This window comes from Bifidobacterium sp. W8103 (genome assembly GCF_016100775.1).
In the GTDB taxonomy this organism is placed as follows: Bacteria; Actinomycetota; Actinomycetes; order Actinomycetales; family Bifidobacteriaceae; genus Bombiscardovia; species Bombiscardovia choladohabitans.
Window position 1 is genome coordinate 36,979 of record NZ_JACFRV010000002.1, and the last position, 16,119, is coordinate 53,097.

Annotated in this window: 13 protein-coding genes and 2 riboswitches; of the genes, 6 read left to right on the forward strand and 7 right to left on the reverse strand. The window is 65.0% G+C overall.

Annotation, left to right across the window (positions count from 1 at the left end):
* Positions 1–36 precede the first annotated feature (36 nt).
* From H3U90_RS06910 to H3U90_RS08330, 3 genes are all read right to left on the reverse strand, one after another.
* The gene (locus H3U90_RS06910; protein ID WP_198177663.1) at positions 37–1,074 is read right to left on the reverse strand and encodes a LacI family DNA-binding transcriptional regulator; all 1,038 of its coding nucleotides are present in this window, start codon (positions 1,072–1,074) and stop codon (positions 37–39) included.
* Positions 1,075–1,548: 474 nt separating this feature from the next.
* Positions 1,549–4,818: an RCC1 domain-containing protein gene (locus H3U90_RS06915; protein WP_332460601.1), complete on the reverse strand. Its 3,270-nt coding sequence runs from the start codon at positions 4,816–4,818 to the stop codon at positions 1,549–1,551.
* A gap of 238 nt (positions 4,819–5,056) precedes the next feature.
* Positions 5,057–5,206: a hypothetical protein gene (locus H3U90_RS08330; RefSeq protein WP_198178214.1), complete on the reverse strand. Its 150-nt coding sequence runs from the start codon at positions 5,204–5,206 to the stop codon at positions 5,057–5,059.
* 253 nt (positions 5,207–5,459) lie between these two features.
* On the opposite strand from H3U90_RS08330, the gene H3U90_RS06920 reads away from it, so the two are divergent.
* The 6 genes from H3U90_RS06920 to H3U90_RS06945 all read left to right on the forward strand — a co-directional run bounded on the left by H3U90_RS06920 (position 5,460) and on the right by H3U90_RS06945 (position 11,583).
* Positions 5,460–6,839 (forward strand): alpha/beta fold hydrolase, encoded by a 1,380-nt coding sequence (locus H3U90_RS06920; protein WP_198177664.1) that lies wholly within the window; start codon positions 5,460–5,462, stop codon positions 6,837–6,839.
* 10 nt (positions 6,840–6,849) lie between these two features.
* A complete protein-coding gene (proC, locus tag H3U90_RS06925; RefSeq protein ID WP_198177665.1) occupies positions 6,850–7,653 on the forward strand; it encodes a pyrroline-5-carboxylate reductase in 804 nt (267 codons plus the stop codon).
* Between the two features lie 42 nt (positions 7,654–7,695).
* Positions 7,696–8,802 (forward strand): redox-regulated ATPase YchF, encoded by a 1,107-nt coding sequence (gene ychF, locus H3U90_RS06930; protein WP_029678472.1) that lies wholly within the window; start codon positions 7,696–7,698, stop codon positions 8,800–8,802.
* A complete protein-coding gene (locus H3U90_RS06935) occupies positions 8,799–9,599 on the forward strand; it encodes an alpha/beta fold hydrolase (RefSeq protein ID WP_198177666.1) in 801 nt (266 codons plus the stop codon). Before ychF ends, H3U90_RS06935 begins: the two co-directional genes overlap by 4 nt.
* A gap of 54 nt (positions 9,600–9,653) precedes the next feature.
* On the forward strand, positions 9,654–10,469 hold the full coding sequence (locus H3U90_RS06940) for a L,D-transpeptidase (RefSeq protein WP_198177667.1): 816 nt from the start codon (positions 9,654–9,656) through the stop codon (positions 10,467–10,469).
* A 106-nt stretch (positions 10,470–10,575) separates the two neighbouring features.
* Entirely contained in the window at positions 10,576–11,583 is a 1,008-nt protein-coding gene (locus H3U90_RS06945; protein ID WP_198177668.1) for a bile acid:sodium symporter family protein, read from the forward strand.
* Between the two features lie 32 nt (positions 11,584–11,615).
* On the opposite strand, the gene H3U90_RS06950 is transcribed toward H3U90_RS06945, so the two are convergent.
* From H3U90_RS06950 to H3U90_RS06965, 4 genes are all read right to left on the reverse strand, one after another.
* The gene (locus H3U90_RS06950; protein ID WP_198177669.1) at positions 11,616–11,996 is read right to left on the reverse strand and encodes a fluoride efflux transporter FluC; all 381 of its coding nucleotides are present in this window, start codon (positions 11,994–11,996) and stop codon (positions 11,616–11,618) included.
* Positions 11,993–12,430, reverse strand: a complete 438-nt coding sequence (locus H3U90_RS06955; RefSeq protein ID WP_198177670.1) for a FluC/FEX family fluoride channel — start codon at positions 12,428–12,430, stop codon at positions 11,993–11,995. The genes H3U90_RS06950 and H3U90_RS06955 overlap by 4 nt, the downstream gene beginning before the upstream one ends.
* A gap of 89 nt (positions 12,431–12,519) precedes the next feature.
* Positions 12,520–12,592, reverse strand: a riboswitch (Fluoride riboswitch).
* A 47-nt stretch (positions 12,593–12,639) separates the two neighbouring features.
* The gene (locus H3U90_RS06960) at positions 12,640–13,992 is read right to left on the reverse strand and encodes an ABC transporter ATP-binding protein (RefSeq protein WP_101432515.1); all 1,353 of its coding nucleotides are present in this window, start codon (positions 13,990–13,992) and stop codon (positions 12,640–12,642) included.
* 20 nt (positions 13,993–14,012) lie between these two features.
* Complete coding sequence (locus H3U90_RS06965) at positions 14,013–15,752, reverse strand: ABC transporter permease (protein ID WP_198177856.1); 1,740 nt, start codon at positions 15,750–15,752, stop codon at positions 14,013–14,015.
* Between the two features lie 97 nt (positions 15,753–15,849).
* Positions 15,850–16,008, reverse strand: a riboswitch (M-box (ykoK) riboswitch).
* Between the last annotated feature and the right edge of the window lie 111 nt (positions 16,009–16,119).

The following is a 16,119-nucleotide window of genomic DNA, read 5'->3' on the forward strand; positions in this document are numbered from 1 at the left end:
GAGCTTGTCCGCCTTGATGATCACGCTGTGACAGGTTCAGGGATCCTGGCCGGTGTGCGCGGGCGGGCGACCCACCGAGGCGCAGTGGCGGTAGCTGGTCTGCAGCCGGACCGACCGCACGGGCGAGCCTGCCATCAGAGCCAGGAGCATATCCACGCAGCGGGTCCCCATGGTCTCGATCTGCTGGGAGATGGTCGACACGGCCGGGGTCAGGATGCGGAAGACGGGCAGGTCGTCGAAGGTGATCATGGACAGGTCCTCGCCGATGCCGATTCCTCGGGACTGTGCCGTTTTGATGGCGCGTATGGCATCCAGGGAGGATCCGAAGAGCACGCCGGTGATGCCCTGCCGGGCCCAGAGGTCGATCATGTCGGGGTCGAAGGTGCCGGGCTCTACCTGGTCGGCCAGGGGGTCGTCCATGTCCTTGATGCCTGCCAGCAGGTTCCGGTAGACGTTCAGGCGTTCGCGGAAGGTGGCCGATTCCTTGAGGGGTCCGGGCACCAGGGTGATGCGCCGGTGGCCCTGGGCGTGCAGATCCTCAAGGGCCTGCCGCAGGCCAGGCTCGGGGTCGGCGTCCACGCAGGGGATGGCCCGCCCGTCGTGTCCGGTGGCACCCTCGGCGGCACGGTCCACGCAGACCAGGGGCAGCCCGCGTCTGGTCAGCTCCTCCAGGGTGTGCGAGGAACGCGGCCCGGGCACGATGATGGCTCCGTCGATGTGCTGGCCCAGCAGGTTGCGCACCTGGGCACGGTCTTCGCCGGGGTCGCCCTGGGTGGAGGTGCAGATCAGGGTCTGGAAGCCGTGGTTGAGCAGCCGGCCCTGGATCAGATAGGCCAGATCCGCGAAGTAGGAGTTGCGGATGTCGGGGATGAGCAGGCCGATGGTGCGCGAGTGGGCGGAGTGCATGGACCGGGCCCGGGAGTCCGGCACATAGTGCAGGTCGTGGATGACCTGGTTGATGCGCTGTCGTGTGGCGGGGGAGATGCGCCCGGAATCGTTGAGGGCTCGAGAGACAGTCGATACGGAGACTCCGGCCCGCTGGGCCACATCCCTGATCGTCGCGTACGCCATCATGGCCTTTCGTCGAAGTGGTCGGCCGCCGGGCCGGACTGCCGACCTCGGCGGTTGCCTGACCGCCGCCATGGGCAGGCGAACGGTTCTGACAGCCTTCAGTTATATCAGTGCGGTAACGATACCGCAACTTTCACAGCATGGCCCGTCGAGGCTTGGCTTTGAGTGAAGATAATCGAAGCTGAATGCCCGGGGAAAGGTTACTGTTTTGCGCGATTATGCTGGGATAGGGAGATGAACAGCGGCCGGGCCGACTGGAGGCTGTTGAGTCTCTTGGTCGGCCTGGCCGTGTTCCCCTCTCTCCCAGGCGGGGCGCGGGCGTGCATGCCTGCCCTCGGCTTCCGCCTGCAGAAGTGTGGTGGGGGCGCGGAAGGGAAGTGTCGGCTCTCTTGGGGATGAGCCTTCAGTGACACGTTTCCTCCCTGCTCCCCCTGTATGGGCCGGGGGCGGGGGGATTGATACGCCGCCCGGCCGCTCTTACTCGAGTGAAGCATGAAGCAGTCGGTGTTGTTCCCTGCGGTGGCGGCGGGATGCCAGCACCCCGCCCATGCCGGTCATGCCCGTGGCCAGGGCGAGCAGGATGCCTTCCCCTCCTGCCTTGGGGAGCACGCCTGCAGGCAGGTACGTGTATCGAAGGGAGGTGTCGGGCGTTTGGGGTGCGCCGCCCAGCGTGTAGTCCACGCTGACGGTGACCGGGCCCGGCTGGTGCGCGGGCGTAGTCACGGTGACGCTGCTGCCGTCGCCGCGCGTCAGCCCTGATGCGGCGGTCTGGTCGAACCTGACGCCGGTGATCACCAGCTGCAGGTTGAACGACACCGGCACAGGAACAAGACTCCTAGCGCTACTGTTATATTGCCCTGTGGGGATGCTGTCGTTGCCGAGCTGGCCATAGTAGTTGCGTCCGTAGGCGTAGGCGTTCCCGTCGCTGCCCACTGCCAGCGAATAATGGTATCCGCCGCTGACCTGCGTGGCTTGCAGTCCTTTGCTCTTATCAGTGGGGCTGGCGGGGTCGCGCACGCGCACAGGAACAAGACTCGGATTGTAGCTGCCGCCGGTGTTGTTGCCGAGGCTACCATACAGGTTGCATCCCCAGGCGTAGGCGTATCCGTCGCTGCCCAGGGCCAGCGAATGATCTAATCCGGTGCTGACCTGAGCGTAGGTGAAATCCTGGGGCAGGTCCGGGTACGCCTTGCGGTCGGGCGTCCTCACCCTGACCGGCGTATACCGAGTGGCGTATGTCCCGTCGCCGAGCTGGCCATTGTCGTTCCGTCCCCAGGAGTAGGCGTTCCCGTCGCTGCCCACGGCCAGCGAAAAATCGTTTCCGGCGCTGACCTGCACGTAGGTGAAATCCTTGGGCAGGTCCGGGTACATGTTGCGGTCGGGCGTCCTCACCATGACCGGCGCATGCCGGTCGCTGTCTGTCCCGTCGCCGAGCTGGCCAAAGCCGTTGGCTCCCCAGGCGTAAACGTTGCCGTCGCTGCCCAGGGCCAGGGAATGAGTGCCTCCGGCGCTGACCTGCAGGTAGGTGAAATCCGCAGGCAGGTCCGGGTACGCCTTGCGGTCAGGCGTCTTCACCCTGACCGGCGCATTCTTGTCGGTGCTCGTCCCGTCGCCGAGCCGGCCATAGCCGTTGTATCCCCAGGCGTAGGCGTTGCCGTCGCTGCCCACGGCCAGCGAAAAATCGTTTCCGGCGCTGACCTGCACGTAGGTGAAATCCTTGGGCAGGTCCGGGTACGTGTTGCGGTCGGGCGTCCTCACCCTGACCGGCGCATGCCGTTCGGTGCCCGTCCCCTCCCCGAGCTGGCCATAGCCGTTGTATCCCCAGGAGTAGGCGTTCCCGTCGCTGCCCAGGGCTAGGGAATGCCGGTATCCGGCGCTGACCTGCACGTAGGTGAAATCCTGGGGCAGGTCCGGGTACGTGTTGCGGTCGGGCGTCTTCACTATGACCGGTGTAGTCCGTTGAGTTCTCGTCCCGTCGCCGAGCTGGCCAAACTGGTTGTTTCCCCAGGCGTAGGCGTTCCCGTCGCTGCCCACAGCCAAGGAAAAACCATAGGAAGGATATCTGTCATCTATTGATGCGCTGACCTGGTTGAACCTGATGCCCCGGCTGGCGCTGTCAGGCGGAGTGATGGTGGTGGATTCCCTGCCCAGCTGGCTGCCCTTGTCCGGGCTGATGCTCCACGTGCTGTTCCCGCTGTCCGGCGACCAGTGGGCGGTCAGGGCCAGGTCCTTGTCGACGGGCCTGCTGAAATCGTAGGCGACCTGCCCGGTGAACCATCCGTCGAACAGGAAGCCTTCCCGCACAGGGTCGGGGGAGGGCCGCTTCGCCCTCCCGTATGGGGCGGGGACGGTCTGGTCTGCTGGTTTGGGGTTTCCGCCTCCCGTGTCGAAGCGGACCGTGAACGCGGATCCTGGTTCCGCAGCTCGTGCCGGCGGCTGGTCGACTGTGTACGCAAGGCTCCTGGCGAAAGGCTGCCCGTCCTGCCTGCCGGTGATGAGGATGGCGGCTGGCCCTGGCTTATGCGCGGGCATGCTTGTCTGCCATGAGTTGTTGTTCTTGGTGAGTTTGAGCGGTTGGCTGTCCATGCTGGCTGTTTCCAAGATGGGCGCGGCTGTGGTGTCGAGTCTGGCTGTGGTGTCGAGTCTGGCTGGCTTGCCGGGCCGGCCCTGCTTATCTAGGCTCCAAGTGAACATATTGCCCTGCCTGCTGATGGCGGCGATCCTGCCGCCGGCAGCGGTGGCCTGCATGTACTGCTGGCTCCCGTCGTCCGCGCGCTTGGGGGTTTCTCCGGGCTGCCAGGCCCAGACGTGGCCGTGTTTGTCGATGATCGTGGCCTGATCGTCGCTGCTGTTGATTCTGCCGGTTTGCTCGCCGCCGGGCAGGCTGACGATTGTCGGGCTGCTCTTCCCGTCTGGCAGGTACCGGGCCTGCCCGTCCGCGTCCAGGAGGAGGAACCCCTGGCTGAGGGCCTGGGCCTGGACGATACGGGTTTCCGGCTGCTGCTTGACGCGTGCAGGCTCGGCTTTCCCGAGATTGCTCATCTCCCAGGTCCAGACCTGCCCGTCCTCGTCCACGATGAGCGCCTGGCTGGCGGAGGCGACGGCGGTGACGGCCTGCGCCTGCCCGGGCAGGCTGATGGCGGCCTGCTCCAAGAATTTCGGGTTCAGGCCCTGGCTGTCGGCATTGCTGGCCTGATAGGCGTGGACCTGTCCCTGCCGGTCCACCGCCAGCAGGAGGTCATTGTCCGTGCTGATGCTGGTGAACCCGGCATCCTTGCCGGTGTCGAGGATGGTGGGCGTTGCTTGTCTGCTGTTCCAGGTGTATATCCGCTGGTCGGATCCTAACGCGGCCTGCGATCGGCTGCCTGCTGCGGCCTGCAGGTAGCGGAACCCGGCAGGGGCCTGCACGGGGGAGGGAGCCTGTTTGGGTGTGCTCTCCTGCGTCCAGGTGTAGATGCGGCCGTCGCCGGCCAAGCCGAGGAACTGGCCGCCTGCCGTTTGGATGCTGGCGAATTGAGGCTCCTGCCTGTCGGGCGGGCTGATTGTCAGCCGGGCGCCGGAGGCGGGCCCATGATCCGGGTTCAGCGTCCAGTCCGTGGTTTTCGACCATTGGGCTTTCAGGGTCGTGTCCTGGAGGATGGGGGTCTGCAAGTCGAAGGGCTGGCCGTCGTGTGTCCATCCGTCGAACCGGAAGCCCTCACGTTGAGGGTTCTGCTGCGGGGGATCGGCGAGGGTGCCGGTTTTCACGCTCGTTTGGGTGGGTTTGCTGCCGTCGGCCGGGTCGAAGCGCACTATGTGCGAAGCCTGACCATCCCTCTTTTCGGCTGGTTTGGTCTGGGCGGAGCCTATGCTGCCGGGTGTTCCCGTCGTCGATGACGGGGTTCCTGTACTTGCTGTTTGGCTTAACGGTGTGGCGGCTTGTATCGGCGATGGCGAGGGCAGTGGGGTTTCTGGAGTGTTGCTGGGGGGAATGCCGGGGGTTTGCTCAGCTACGCGAGGGGTCTGACGACCCCCCCCCCCCGGTGAGGACAGGAGCATCCGCCGCCTGGGCGGATGCGACGCCCAGGCCTGCCAGCAGGCTGATCAGGACGGTCATCATCGCCATGATGCGACGCAGACGGGAAACCAGATGCATCAAACCAAAACCCCTTCACCAAACACCAAACGGAATCAACGCCGCTTGCATAACAAAGTTCTTCTTTTCGGAAAGCCGCCCATTGCTCAATACCAGCCCGTGCAACAGACTGCACGAGTCACGACAAAAGCCAGCCGTCTTCTCGACATCCCCCGCTTTTCACCCTACCACCCGGCCCACGGACAACACACGAGCCAGGTCCAACCGCCCGGGAACAATGAATCCGACTGATCTCAAAGAAAGGAGCCAGCATATGACCACCCAGGGATACTATCTGCCGGGACTCTACGTTCGGGAGGGGTCCATCCCCGTTCCCTTGGACTGGGCGGGCAGTGAACCTGGCGTCTGGCGAGCCGAAGATCATTCGGACCAGGCGGTCATCCGCTGCTTCTACCGCGTGGTCTGCGCCCCCGAGCACATCCACGACGACCTGCCGCTGCTGGTCTACCTGCAGGGCGGACCAGGCTCGGGCGCCCCACGGCCACTGAACGCCACCGCCGACGGGTGGATGGCCGAGGCCCTGCGCCACTTCCGCATTGTCCTGCCCGACCAGCGGGGTACGGGCCGGTCCAGCGCCATCGACGGCTCCACCATGGCCTCCCTAGGCCAGCCCCGGGCCCAGGCCGACTATCTGAAGCATTTTCTGGCGGACTCCATCATCCGGGACTTCGAGCACCTGCGTCGCACGGTCTTCGCCGGCCGTCCCTGGGTCGCTCTGGGGCAGAGCTTTGGCGGCTATCTGACCCTGGCCTACCTGTCGAACTTCCCAGAAGGGCTGGCTGTGGCCTTCACTGCCGGAGGCGTACCCCACATCCCCACTGATGCATACGAGCTCTTCTCCCACACCTTTACCAAGATGGCCCAGCGGTCCCAGGCCTTCTACCAGCGCTATCCGGGGGATCAAGACCGTGTGGCGGCCATTGCCGACCGGCTGGCCCAGGGCGATGTGGTTCTGCCCGGAGGCGACCCCCTGAGCGTGGAGCGGCTGCAGACCCTGGGCGCCGACCTGGGCAAGAGTGGCGGGTTCGAGCGCCTCCACTGGCTGCTGGACACGGCCTTCCTGGAAGGCGACGGCAGCCTGCCCGCCTCCGGCCCCAGCAGCTCACGGGCCACCCTCTCGCAGACCTTCCTGGAAGGGGTGCGGGCGGCCACTGCCGTTACACCGCTCTACTGGCCTTTGCAGGAGTTCATCTACGCCGATGGGGACTGTGAACCCCCGCGCTGGGCGGGGCAGCGGGTGCGCGATGCCCGTCCTGAATTCGACACTGCTGCCCGTCCGCTCATGTTCACCGGGGAGGCGATCTTCCCCTGGATGTTCGAGCAGGAGGCGGCCCTGCGTCCCTTTGGCCCAGCGGTCAGCCTGCTCATGGAGGAGGGCTCCTGGGGCCACCTGTACGATCCCGACCGTCTGGCCGACAATCAGGTCCCCCTACAGGCCGCGGTCTATGCCGACGACCTCTATGTGCCCTCCGAGCTCCAGCTGGACACCCTCTCGCGCGTGGGTCACGCCCATGCCTGGGTGACCAACGAGTTCGAGCACGACGGCCTGCACGGGGACAGGGTCTTCGCCCACCTCTACCGGCTGGCCCTGGAGCGCGGCGATCTGGAGGGGCTCTTCCCGGCGCGCAGCTAGACTTGAGGGCATGAACACAGACTCATTGACTCTCGGATTCATCGGATACGGCAACATGGCCCAGGCCATGGCCCAGGGGCTTGTCGACGCGGGTGTGCTGCCCGGCGGCCGGATTGTGGCCTGTGCAGCCCACTACGACCGGCTGGTGGAGCGGACGGCACAGCTGGGGGTACGACCCATGCACTCCGGCACCGAGGTGGCTGCTGCCGCCGATCTGGTGATTCTGGCCGTCAAGCCGGGGCAGGTGGCCCAGGTCTGCGAGCCCATCCGCCATGAGCTGGCTGACCCGGACCGCATGGTCCTTTCGGTGGTGGGCGGCATGACCCTTGAGGACTATGCCGACCTCCTGGAGGAGGGCACCCACCTGATCTGCGCCATCCCCAACACCCCCATTTCCGTAGGGCAGGGGGTTCTGGTCACCCAGGAGGACGATACCCTGACCGACCAGCAGCGGGAGCTCTTCACCCAGGTCTTCGATCCGGTGGCCATGATCGAGCGGCTGCCCCGGGAGCTGGTCTCGGTGGGCACGACCATCGCCGGATGCGCGCCCGCCTACACGGCCATGTACATGGAGGCCATGGCCGACGCCGGGGTGGAGCACGGGCTGCCCAGGCAGGCGGCCTACCGGCTGGCGGCTCGCATGGTTCAAGGGACCGGGGCCCTCTACCTGGCCACCGGCACCAGCCCCGGGGCCATGAAGGACGCGGTCTGCTCGCCGGGCGGAACCACCATCAAGGGGGTCGCCTCCCTGGAGAAGCACGGCTTCCGTGGAGCGGTCATCGAGGCCATCGATGCGGTGGAGCGCGGCGACTAGGGGGAGCCACGCCGGGGCAGTCCGGGCAATAGACTGGTACATATGTCGTTAACCATAGGAATCGTCGGGCTGCCCAACGTTGGCAAGTCCACACTCTTCAACGCCCTCACCCGCAACAACGTTCTGGCGGAGAACTACCCCTTCGCCACCATCGAGCCCAACACCGGCATCGTGCCCCTGCCCGACGACCGGCTGCCCGTCCTGGCCAAGCTGGTCCACACGGACAAGATCGTGCCCGCCACGGTCACCTTCGTGGACATCGCCGGCATCGTCAAGGGGGCCTCGGAGGGGGAGGGGCTGGGCAACCAGTTCCTGGCCAACATCCGCGAGGCCGACGCCATCTGCGAGGTGGTCCGCGCCTTCAATGACGACGACATCGTCCACGTCAACGGCAAGGTGGATCCGGCCGACGACATCGACACCATCAACACCGAGCTGATCCTGGCCGACATGCAGACCATCGACAAGGCCCTGCCCAAGCTGGAGAAGGACCAGCGCGGCGGCAAGATCAAGCCCGCCTACCTGGACACCGTTCGCAAGGCCAAGGAGATTCTGGGCCAGGGGAGGACCATCGACCAGGCGGCCCAGGCCGGGGACATCGACAAGGACGAGCTCTACGACCTGCATCTGATGACGGCCAAGCCCTTCATCTACGTCTTCAACGTGGACGACGACGAGCTGCAGAACGAGGACATGAAGAAGCAGCTGGCCGACTCCGTGGCTCCGGCGCCCGCCATCTTCCTCAACGCCCAGTTCGAGTCCGAGCTGACCGAGCTGGATGAGGCCGACGCCCGCGAGATGCTGACTGACGCCGGACTCAAGGAGTCCGGCCTGGACCAGCTGGCCCGGGTGGGCTTCGACATCCTTGGCCTGCAGACCTTCCTGACCGCCGGGGTCAAGGAGGTGCGCGCCTGGCAGATCCACAAGGGCTGGACCGCCCCCCAGGCCGCCGGGGTCATCCACACCGACTTCGAGAAGGGCTTCATCAAGGCCGAGGTGGTATCCTACGACGACTTCGTGGCCGCCGACGGCTCCTACGCCAAGGTGCGCGAGGAGGGCAAGATGCGCCTCGAGGGCAAGGACTACGTCATGCAGGACGGCGACATCGTGGAGTTCAAGACCGGCATTCCCTCCGGTTCCAAGAAGTGAGCGCCAGGCCCGGGTTCGCCATTCGTCGTGGTCATGGGCTGCCGCTGATCTTCGTGCATGGGTCCGGCGTGGATCACCACGTATTCGACGACCTGGACCCCGTCTTCGAGCGGGTGGGCGGCTTCGAGCGGATCTATCTGGATCAGCCCGGCTTCGGCCGCACACCGCCCGACCCGTCCATCCTCGACCTGGACGGTCTGGCCCGGTGGCTGGATGATCAGGTGGACATTTTCAGCGGTGGCGGCCCCTTCGCCCTGGTGGGCAACTCCCTGGGCGGGCTGCTCAGTCGCCATGCTGCAGCCGGTCGGTTGGACCGCTGCCGGGGGATGGCTCTGCTTTCTTCAGTGGTCGACCCGGTGACCGCCCACAGGCGCCTGCCCCCGCGTCAGGTGCTGGTCCGGGACGACCAGGGACTGGCCGATGTGGACGAGTTCACCAGGCATGCTTACCGGCAGATGGCTGTGGTCGAGTCCCGGGAGCATCTTGAGGCCTACCAACGCACCATCATGCCCGGCATTCGTTCGGCCGATGCCGATACGGTGGCTCGAATGGAGGGGCGCTACCAGCTGGATATGGAATTCGACCAGGTCTGGTCCGGATTCATAGCCCCTGTGCTCTTTGTCTGCGGCCGCCAGGACGACCGTGTGGGCTACCTGGACCAATTCGACCTGGCCTGTCGCTTCCCCCGGGCCTCCTACTCGGTGCTGGATCGGGCCGGCCACAATGTGCAAATCGAGCAGACCGCCCTGGTCTGCGACCTGCTGGAGGATTGGGCCAGGCAAGTGCTGAAAGGCTGAGTCCTCCCTGTTTCCTTCTGCCGCTAAAATGAACTGTGCATATAGGTTCGTTCGATGGCGACGAAGGGGAAGGACATGGCTGTCTGGGGATTGGATAGCGAACGCCTTAAGCGGCGTGTGCTTGCCATGCTCCGTTGGCTGCTGGACCCTGTCCGCCGCACGCCTGTGGTGGTGACAACCGCCCTGTTGACGCTGTTGCTGACAGTCATGATTGTCAATCTGATCCAGCCGGTGGATGCGGCTCATGCGGAACGATCAGCAGGTGCGAACGCTTCCAGCACAGCCACCGTTTCGGCGAGACAATTTCCCAAGGCGCATCATTCCGGTAAATCCAAGTCCTCCTCTTCATCAGCGACAAAGAGGCACACAAAGGAACAAGATGAGGAGCAGACAAAGGTTGAGAAGGCAGACTCTGCTAGCTCCTCCACTCAGCCTGTCGATTGGCTCAAGCCTTCGCAGCAGGTCGATTACCCGGATCCTGCGGCCCACCCTGGCCTCTCCCTGGAGGTCAGCCTTCAGGATCAGCGGGTCTATGTGCGCGACGGGTCTCAACTGCTATACACCATGTACGCCTCGACGGGCATGGACGATTCCACGCCCAAAGGCAGCTTCCGCATCCAGTCTGAGCGCGGCGACCACTTCTATAACCCCAGGGAGGGGATGGGCGCCCGCTACTACACCAGCTTTCTGAACCACGGGGTCTTCCTCTTCCACTCGGTCCCCACTGATTCCAGCGGAAGCTACATCAAGGAGGAGGCTGACTTGCTGGGTGTCCGCCCTAGCTCCCACGGTTGCATCCGACTGACCGCGCCCGACGCCCTATGGATCATGCAGTCCGTGCCCGCCGGCACACCCGTCCTGGTCAAGTGAATTTCAGCACGTCCAAAATGTGACCATTCACCTGCGCTCTCGACTTGGGTTTCCTAATTTTGCCCCTACAACAGAGAGAACTATCGAGAGGAAGTGGTCAGGAATCATGCAAAAGGTGCAGCGGTTCAGTGACTGGTTGACTAAGTGGTTCATTCTGGTGGTCCTAGTTTGGGCCGCCATCAACTTCTTTGTCCCGCAGATTAGCATTTGGGCCCGCAGCTACACCAACTACTTCCTGAGCATTATTCTCTTCGGCATGGGACTGACCCTGAGCCTGGACGACTTCAAGCGAATCGTCAAAATGCCGCTCATGGTCATAGTCGGCACCATAGCCCATTACCTGATCATGCCCCTGCTGGCCGTGCTGCTCTGCCGCATCTTCCGGCTGGACGGCATGATCGCCGTGGGAGTCATCCTGGTGGGCTGCTGCCCCTCGGGGACCTCCTCCAACGTCATGTCCTACCTGTCGCGTGGCGATGTGGCCCTGGACGTGTCCATAGGCCTGCTTTCCACGCTTTGCGCGCCCTTCATGATCCCCATGCTGATGAACCTGCTGGCCAGCCAGTATGTGGCCATCCCCACCAAGCAGCTCTTCCTGACCGCCCTTGAGGTGGTGCTGATCCCCATCGCCCTGGGCCTGGCCGTCCACGCCATCTTCAAGGAGAAGGTGCAGAAGGTGACCTTGGCCCTGCCGGCAGTCTCGCAGATCGCCATCCTGGTCATCATCGGCGTGGTCGTCTCCGTCAACCATGCCAAGCTCTTCACCGCCGCCACTGCCCTGGTTCTGCCGGTGGTCATGCTCCACAACCTGTGCGGGTACGGGCTGGGCTTCCTCTTCAGCCGGCTCATGTACCGCATCTACCCCAAGGGGTTCCGCTACGCCCAGCAGAAGGCCATCACCTTCGAGGTGGGCATGCAGGATTCCGGACTGGGCGCGACCCTGGCCCTGCAGGCCTTCGCCGCCGACCCGATCGTGGCCATCCCCTCCACCTTCTTCAGCGTCTGGCACAACATCTCCGGCTCGGTGCTGTCCGCCTGGTGGCGTCGGCATGACGACCGGCTGGGGATTGCCGCAGACTCCGCCCAGGGTCGCCCGGAACCGGTTCGTGCCTGATTCTCGAACGCCTTGATTGCTGGCTGTATCTGCTACATGCCTGGTCCGGCCAGCAGGAACCCAAGGACTGTCAGCAGAGGCGGCAGGAAGATCGAAGCTGCCAGATAGCCCAGAGCCGCCAGGCGCCGTCTCTGCCGGGCCAGGGCCAGCATCTCGTTGACCGCCGTCGAGAAGGTGGAGAAGCCGCCCAGCAGGCCTGTGGCCAGCAGCAGCCGTCCCCAGTTAGGCAGTCCATGGAAGGCAGCCAGGGCAGCCACCAGCCCTGCGGCCAATCCGGCCAGCAGGTTGATGAGCATGGTCGACAGGGGCAGGTCCACCTGCCAGAGGGCCTTGACCAGGGTGTCCAGCAGGTAGCGCAGTGCGGCACCCAGGCCGCCGCACAGGCAAATCAGCAACGTAAACGTAATGGTCATCGCGCACCTGCCTGGATGCGTGCGGCCAAACGCGCTCCCAGCGCTGCCATGGCCAAGGAGACTAAGAGGCCTCCGGCGAAGGAGACCAGCAGGTAGGCAAGGGTTGCTTGGAGTTGACCGCCTGACAGGCCTTGGACCAGTTCCAGCGAGAGCGTGGACATGGTCGACAGTCCTCCACACAGGCCCATGCCCAGGCCCTTGTCGGTCAGCTGTCTTCGGCGCGCATGCCTGCTTTTGGGCAGCCCGGCCAGGAAGGCGGTCAGCAGGGCGTAGCCTGCGCAAGCGATCAGGTTGGCCAGGAGGGTTCCCGGATGCAGTGGGCCGCTCTGGCCCGGCAGCAGGCTTAGGGCGTACCGGCAGCCGGTGCCCAGGGTTCCGCCCAGCATCACCACCAGGGCCGTGGCCATGTCAGGTCCGGTAGGGGGTTTGGTCATGGAAGGTCTCGGTTCCCGACGAATCAGCATCCGCAGGGTCGGGCTGAAAGACATGCGCCTGCACCCGGCCCGCAGACGGGTCGTCGAATCATGGTGCAGGAACTGTCAGCGGTTTGCGGTTCGGGGCTCAAGCCCCGGGCGGGTTCCATCGCCCGGGGTTCATTTTAGGAGTGCAAGGGGACCGCAGCCGCCACAGCTGTCGTGGCTGCTCACTCGGTGTGGTTCTCCGGGTCCAGGGTCAGCCGGTCGTCGTCGGCATCGTAGTCGAAGAGCTCGCCGTAGCGGCCCCAGGTGATGGCGGTGTCGAACTGCTGGACGGCCTCCTTGTCCGAGTGGTGGGCCCTCAGCAGGTCCAGGATCAAGGAGCCATGCAGACTCTTGTCGTCGCTGTTCTTCAGAGCCCGGTCGATGATGCGGATTAGCGGGACGTGATCCATCAGCATCCGCGAGAACATCTCCTTGCTCTCCAGGATGTCCGCGTCGTGCCAGGCCCGGCCCTGGTCGGTCAGCCTGACGTGCCCGTTGTCCGCCTGGAAGATGCCCAGCATGAGCCCGGCGTCGATCAGGGGGAAGAGGTCGTCCACCTCGAAGGAGAGCTTGGCCGCCAGGTCGGCCAGGTCCATGCCGTTGGGCTGGTTGACCATGACATCGGCCAGACCGGCCAGGCCGCCGGGGGTGGCGTCGGGCAGGTTGCGCTCGGCGGTGTCCTCGTCCCGCACCGAGTCCCGCACGGCCTGGCGGTTGCGCACCTTGGTCTGCAGACGGCGGCGGATGTCCTCGCTGTCGCGCTGGCCGGTCAGGATGGAATAGAGGTAGTCCACGCAGGACTGGAAGAGGTCGGACTGCTTGTCCCGAGGCCTGTCCAGGTTGATGGGCACGTTGGCGATGACCCGGCCCGGATGCGAGTCCAGGACCAGGACCCGGTCGGCCATCTCCACGGCCTCCTCGATGTTGTGGGTGACGATCAGGACCGACTTGACGCTGCCCGCCTCCTCGGACCAGACCTTGAGGACCTCCTGGCGAAGGTTTTCGGCTGTCAGCACGTCCAGGGCCGAGAAGGGCTCGTCCATGAAGAGGGCGTCCGGCTTGAGGACCAGGGCACGAGCGATGCCCACGCGCTGGCGCATGCCGCCGGAGAGCTCCTTGGGGTAGGCGCTTTCGAAACCGTCCAGACCGATGGCGTCAATGGCGGCCAGGGAGAGTTTCTCGCGTTCCTTCTTGGGCACGCCACGGGCCTGCAGGCCCAGCTCCACGTTGTCCTTGACGGTCAGCCATGGCATCAGGGCGAAGCTCTGAAAGACCAGGGCCACGCCGGGGTTGGGCCCGTCCAGCTGCTTGCCCCGGTATTCGACGCTGCCCTTGCTGGCCGGTACCAGGCCGGCCAGGATGCGCAGCAGGGTGGACTTGCCGGCGCCCGAGCGGCCCAGGATGGCCACCACCTCGCCCTCGTGCAGGGTGAAGTCGATGTTGTCCAGAACGGTCAGCTCCGCGCCCTTGTCGGACTGGTAGGTTTTGGTCACGTGCTCGGCCGTGATGATCCCGTTGGAATTGATCTTGGTCATTGTCGAACCTCTCAGACTTCTCATGTCAGGGAATAGCGCCGTTGTGCCAGTGATTGCAGGGGAGACCAGAAGAACCGGTCGGCCAGGACCACGAAGATGCTCATGACGGCCACCCCCAGGATGATGCGGGGGGTGTCGCCGGTGGCGGTCACCTGGGCGATGTAGGCACCCAGGCCCCGGGCCGTCAGTTCGGTCTTCCCGTAGGAGACGACCTCGGAGACGATGGAGGCGTTCCAGGCCCCGCCGGCCGCTGTGATGCCGCCGGTGCACCAGGAGCCGAACAGAGCCGGCAGGATCAGGGTCTTCCATCGTTGCCAGCGGTTCTGGCCCAGGCTGCGCGACATCTCCAGCAGGTCGTCGGGGATGGCCGAGGCCCCGGCGATGACGTTGAAGAGGATGTACCACTGGGTGCCCAGGGCCATGAGCAGGATGCTGCCCCAGTTGATGTCGATCCGCCAGATGATGAAGACCATGGTGACGAAGGGGAAGATGAAGTTGGCCGGGAAGGAGGCCAGGATCTGCACCAGGGGCTGCAGGTAGCGGGAGATGCGCGGATTCATGCCGATCAGGGCGCCGATGGGCACCCAGACGATGGTGCAGACCACCATCAGGATCAGCACCCGCAGGAAGGTCAGCAGGCCCAGCTGGAAGACGTGGCCGACCTCGCCCAGCCCCAGCGGGCGGATGACCAGACGGTCCAGCTGCCAGAGACCCCACAGGCCGATCAGGGCCAGGCAGGCCCACCAGACCAGGTCGCCTGTCCGCCTGTGTCCGCCGCCACGGCTCCAGCGTGCCCCGGTGCGGCCCAGGGGGCGGGTGATCCGGTCCAGCAGGTCGGCCAGGGGGTGGCCCACCAGGCCCAAGAGGTCCTTGACCCCGGACAGGCGGATGACCGTCAGCACCAGGCTGCGTCGGGGCTCGGTGGACTGGCTGCTGGTGTAGCGGAACTTCTCGGCCCAGGCGGTCAGCGGCTTCCAGAGCAGGAAGTCAATCAATAGGACCACCACAATCATGGTCAGGATGGCCAGGCCCACCTTGCCCAGGTCCTGCTCGGCGGTGGCCTCCTCCACGAAGGAGCCGATGCCGGGCAGGGCCAGGGTCCTGTTGTTGACCGAGATCATCTCGGAGGCGGTCAGGAAGAACCAGCCGCCGCCCATGCTCATCATGCAGTTCCAGAGCAGGGGGATCATGGAGTTGGGCACGTCCAGCTTCCAGAAGCGCTGCCAGCGGGTCAGGCGCATCAGCCTCACCGCCTCGTCCAGGTCGGAGGGCTCGCTGGTCAGGGAGTTATAGAAGGAGAAGGCCATGTTCCAGGCCTGGCTGGTGAAGATGGCGAAGATGGAGGCCGCCTCCACGCCCATGATGGACCCGGGGAAGAGGACCAGCCAGATGGAGATGGTGGCCGACAGGAAGCCCAGGACGGGCACCGACTGCAGAATGTCCAGCAGGGGGATGAGCACGGAGCCCAGGCGGCGGGAGCGTGCGGCGGCCAGTCCGTAGAGGAAGGCGAAGACCAGGGAGATGATCAGGGCCGTGAACATGCGGAAGAGGGAGCGCAACGCGTAGTAGGGCAGGTTGGCCGGGTCGGTGGAGACGTGCGAGGGCACACCTGCAGGGCCGATGGGCGCGCCCAGGGCCGGCAGCAGATAGGCCAGGGCCCCCAATAGGACCAGAGCGCCTATGGCTACGGCCAGACCCGTCCATATACGGGTGGAGCGCGATGCCTGGCTGCGGTCGTCGTTCAATGGAGAACGGAGCATTCCTGGCAGTGCGACAGTATTCACGATGGCCTCCCTCCAAGGTGCGGAACATCCCTGTCGGCAGCCTCGAAGACGGCGTGGCGATCGGCCATGCGCCGATCATTGTCATCGTTCAAGCTTCGGCTTCGCATGGTATTTGGCCCTGCATTAGTCCCTGCCTTGATCCGACGGGGACTGTTGACCTGCGCGGGGTGTCTCCACCACTTTGCGGCAGCATGCCTTGTCCATGCGGTAGCTTCACCTACCGACCACCCAATAACATAGATGGGCCCAGGAGCAGTGTCAAGCATTTGCCAAACCAGTGTTGCCGTCCTTGCCAGGACTGACAATGACAAGGGTCTGTACGCAGTCGGTGCAGGCGCGAAAT

Excerpts from the sequence above, each read along its gene's own strand:
- H3U90_RS06955 (WP_198177670.1), bottom strand. The coding sequence starts at position 12,430 with ATGACCAAACCCCCTACCGGACCTGACATGGCCACGGCCCTGGTGGTG.
- H3U90_RS08330 (WP_198178214.1), bottom strand. The coding sequence starts at position 5,206 with ATGCATCTGGTTTCCCGTCTGCGTCGCATCATGGCGATGATGACCGTC.
- H3U90_RS06940 (WP_198177667.1), top strand. The coding sequence starts at position 9,654 with ATGGCGACGAAGGGGAAGGACATGGCTGTCTGGGGATTGGATAGCGAA.
- H3U90_RS06945 (WP_198177668.1), top strand. The coding sequence starts at position 10,576 with ATGCAAAAGGTGCAGCGGTTCAGTGACTGGTTGACTAAGTGGTTCATT.
- ychF (WP_029678472.1), top strand. The coding sequence starts at position 7,696 with ATGTCGTTAACCATAGGAATCGTCGGGCTGCCCAACGTTGGCAAGTCC.
- proC (WP_198177665.1), top strand. The coding sequence starts at position 6,850 with ATGAACACAGACTCATTGACTCTCGGATTCATCGGATACGGCAACATG.
- H3U90_RS06950 (WP_198177669.1), bottom strand. The coding sequence starts at position 11,996 with ATGACCATTACGTTTACGTTGCTGATTTGCCTGTGCGGCGGCCTGGGT.
- H3U90_RS06965 (WP_198177856.1), bottom strand. The coding sequence starts at position 15,752 with ATGCTCCGTTCTCCATTGAACGACGACCGCAGCCAGGCATCGCGCTCC.
- H3U90_RS06910 (WP_198177663.1), bottom strand. The coding sequence starts at position 1,074 with ATGATGGCGTACGCGACGATCAGGGATGTGGCCCAGCGGGCCGGAGTC.
- H3U90_RS06920 (WP_198177664.1), top strand. The coding sequence starts at position 5,460 with ATGACCACCCAGGGATACTATCTGCCGGGACTCTACGTTCGGGAGGGG.
- H3U90_RS06960 (WP_101432515.1), bottom strand. The coding sequence starts at position 13,992 with ATGACCAAGATCAATTCCAACGGGATCATCACGGCCGAGCACGTGACC.